General features: G+C 45.9%; 2 protein-coding genes. One reads left to right on the forward strand and one right to left on the reverse strand.

The genetic code is table 11. The features are described 5' to 3' along the window. The first annotated feature begins 249 nt into the window (after positions 1-249). Positions 250-2,205: an NAD-dependent DNA ligase LigA gene (gene ligA / locus Q0R37_RS15555; protein ID WP_294755531.1), complete on the forward strand. Its 1,956-nt coding sequence runs from the start codon at positions 250-252 to the stop codon at positions 2,203-2,205. Positions 2,206-2,269: 64 nt separating this feature from the next. On the opposite strand, the gene Q0R37_RS15560 is transcribed toward ligA, so the two are convergent. Further along, positions 2,270-2,584 carry a hypothetical protein gene (locus Q0R37_RS15560; protein WP_294755533.1) on the reverse strand — a complete coding sequence of 105 codons (315 nt, stop codon included), beginning with the start codon at positions 2,582-2,584 and terminating at the stop codon, positions 2,270-2,272. Positions 2,585-2,819 lie beyond the last annotated feature (235 nt).

The raw sequence follows: 2,819 nt of genomic DNA on the forward strand, positions 1-2,819 counted from the left end.
CTTGCCGTGCAGGCTTCCCACCTGCTCGATCATTCGCCCTTGGCTGGGCGCACAATTCCGATTTATCTTATTAAGCCAACAGCACAAAAGCTAATGGCTAATGGCTAAAAGCTAAAGGCTTAAAACAATTATACCAGTTTCCCCGCATTTCGTCAATATCCGCAGTCATAACTCTTTTTATCTTTTGGTATGGCTTTTTCTTATCAGATGTGGTATAATAAAATATATACTATCAAGGAGTAAGTTGCTATGGCTAATAATGATATAAACAGAATGAAGGAGCTCAACGAGCTGCTTGCAAAGGCTTCTGACGCATACTACAATACAGGCGTGGAGATAATGTCCGACAAGCAGTATGACGAGCTTTACGACGAGCTTGAAGCCCTTGAGAAAAAGACGGGAGTCATACTAAGCGGCAGCCGTACACAGCAGGTAGGTTTTGAAGTATCGTCGGGACTGAAAAAGATAAAGCATACCACAAAAATGCTTTCCCTTGACAAGACAAAGAGCGTTGAGGAGCTGAAAAGCTGGCTGGGTGAGCACAAGGGCTTCCTCAGCTGGAAGCTTGACGGACTAACCCTTGTTCTGACTTATAATAACGGCGAGCTCGAACAGGCTGTTACACGCGGAAACGGTGAGATAGGTGAGGACATCACTCAGAATGCCCGCCATATCAAGGGTATCCCTGCCCGTATCCCATTCAAGGGACGTCTTGTAGTCCGCGGCGAGTCCCTGATGAAGTACAAGGACTTCGAGCGTGTCAATGCGGAGATAGATGACGGCACAAAGTACAAAAACCCCCGTAATCTATGCGTTGGAACTGTCCGCAACCTTGATTCGAGGGTAACAGCCGAGCGAAACATCAACTTCTTTGCATTCAATCTTGTTTCAGCCGAGGGCTATGAGGAAAACTCCTTCTCGTGCCGTCTCGACTGGCTTGAAGCTCAGGGATTTCAGCGTGTTTACGGAATACCCGTGACCGCAGGAAGTGTTGAGGGAGCTGTTTCCGACTTTGAAAAGGCAGTTTCCGACAACGAGTTCCCGTCCGACGGACTTGTTCTCATGTATGACGATGTAGCCTACGGTCTCAGCCTCGGTGAGACCTCTCACGCGCCCAGAAACGGCATTGCATTCAAATGGCGTGACGAGACGGCCGATACTACGCTCCGCGAGGTGGAGTGGTCAGCCAGCCGCACGGGACTGCTCAATCCTGTTGCCATATTCGACCCTGTGGAGCTTGAAGGCACAACGGTCTCACGAGCTTCCGTCCATAACCTGAGTATAGTTAAGCAGCTCCGCCTCGGAATAGGGGACACTCTTGCAATATTCAAGGCAAATATGATAATACCGCAGGTGCTTGAGAACAAGACAGCTTCGGGAAGCCTTGAGATACCCATGGTCTGTCCTGTCTGCGGAGGACCCACAGAGGTACGCACCTCGGACGAGGACGTGGAAACTCTCGTATGTCCCAACAAGGGCTGTGCAGCCAAGCATATAGGCAAATTCGAGCATTTCGTGCAGCGTGACGCCATGAACATAGTGGGAATGTCCACAGCGACTATAGAAACTCTCGTTTCAGAGGGCTTTGTCCGTGAGTTCCGCGATTTCTACCACCTTGACGACTACAAGTTCAAGATAGTTGTGCTGGAGGGCTTCGGAGAGAAGTCCTATCAGAAGCTTGCCGATGCAGTTGAAGCTTCCCGAAAGACAGAGCTCAGTCGTGTTTTGTACGCTATGGGTATACCAAATATAGGCAGGCAGGCTTCACGGCTCATATGTGCGGAATACCCCACAGCCGACGAGCTGGAGCACCTTACCGCATCGGAGCTCACGGCAATAGACGGCATAGGCGAGGTACTGGCAAATGATTATGTGAAGTTCTTTGCTGACGAGAAAAACCTTGCAGAGTTCCGTGACCTGCTTGCGGAGCTGACAATAGAGGAAGCCGCTGCTGTAAACAGCGAGTCGGCAATAGCAGGCAAGACCTTTGTTATCACGGGCTCTGTTCATATCTGGAAGAACCGAAACGAGCTGAAAGCCTTTATCGAGCAGAACGGCGGCAAGGCGGCAGGCTCCGTTTCTTCAAAGACGGACTATCTCATAAACAATGACAACACTTCAAATTCCACGAAGAACAAGACCGCCAAGGAACTGGGAATTCCCATAATCACCGAGGAAGAGTTTCAGGCACTTATAAATGCCTGATCTTGATATTTGCGGATTTTGGAACACATTAAAAAACCGAAGCATATTCAAATGCTTCGGTTTTTTACATAGGGATAAAGGCATTATTTTCAATATAAAAATATTTAATACCTTTTCGTGGAGTAAATACACTAAAATTAAAATCTCTTGAATTTATGTAATGGATCGCCTTATCTATATCTGTAAACGAATAATATTCTTCTTTGAATGTGCCGTTGTCTCCAAACGGATCTTTTTTCAGATCGCCTTCTAAGAAATATACATAATAAAGTGCATCTTTCTTTTGTATTCCGCATTCTGTTAATATATCTCCATCCATATGCGAATAACCGATCTGTTTACCCCTATCCAGCATTATGATCTGTTTTTCATTTTCCATTTCCATCACCTGCAACTAAATAAATGAGCAGAAATTACTTCGATTTTCCTGCTTTGATTATATCTCATGAAAGCTTTTTTGTCAATAGAAAGACAGTAACTGCAAATTATTATATGTATGATACGATGTTATAACTCAAAAGCAAACGCCCGGGAATTATCCCGGGCGTTTTGTACACTGTGCATATTTTTCGGAGCTGTCATTTGTGCAGCTATACAAAGTTCAAAATAAATTT

The organism is uncultured Ruminococcus sp. (genome assembly GCF_946415235.1).
Classification (GTDB): Bacteria; Bacillota; Clostridia; order Oscillospirales; family Ruminococcaceae; genus Ruminococcus.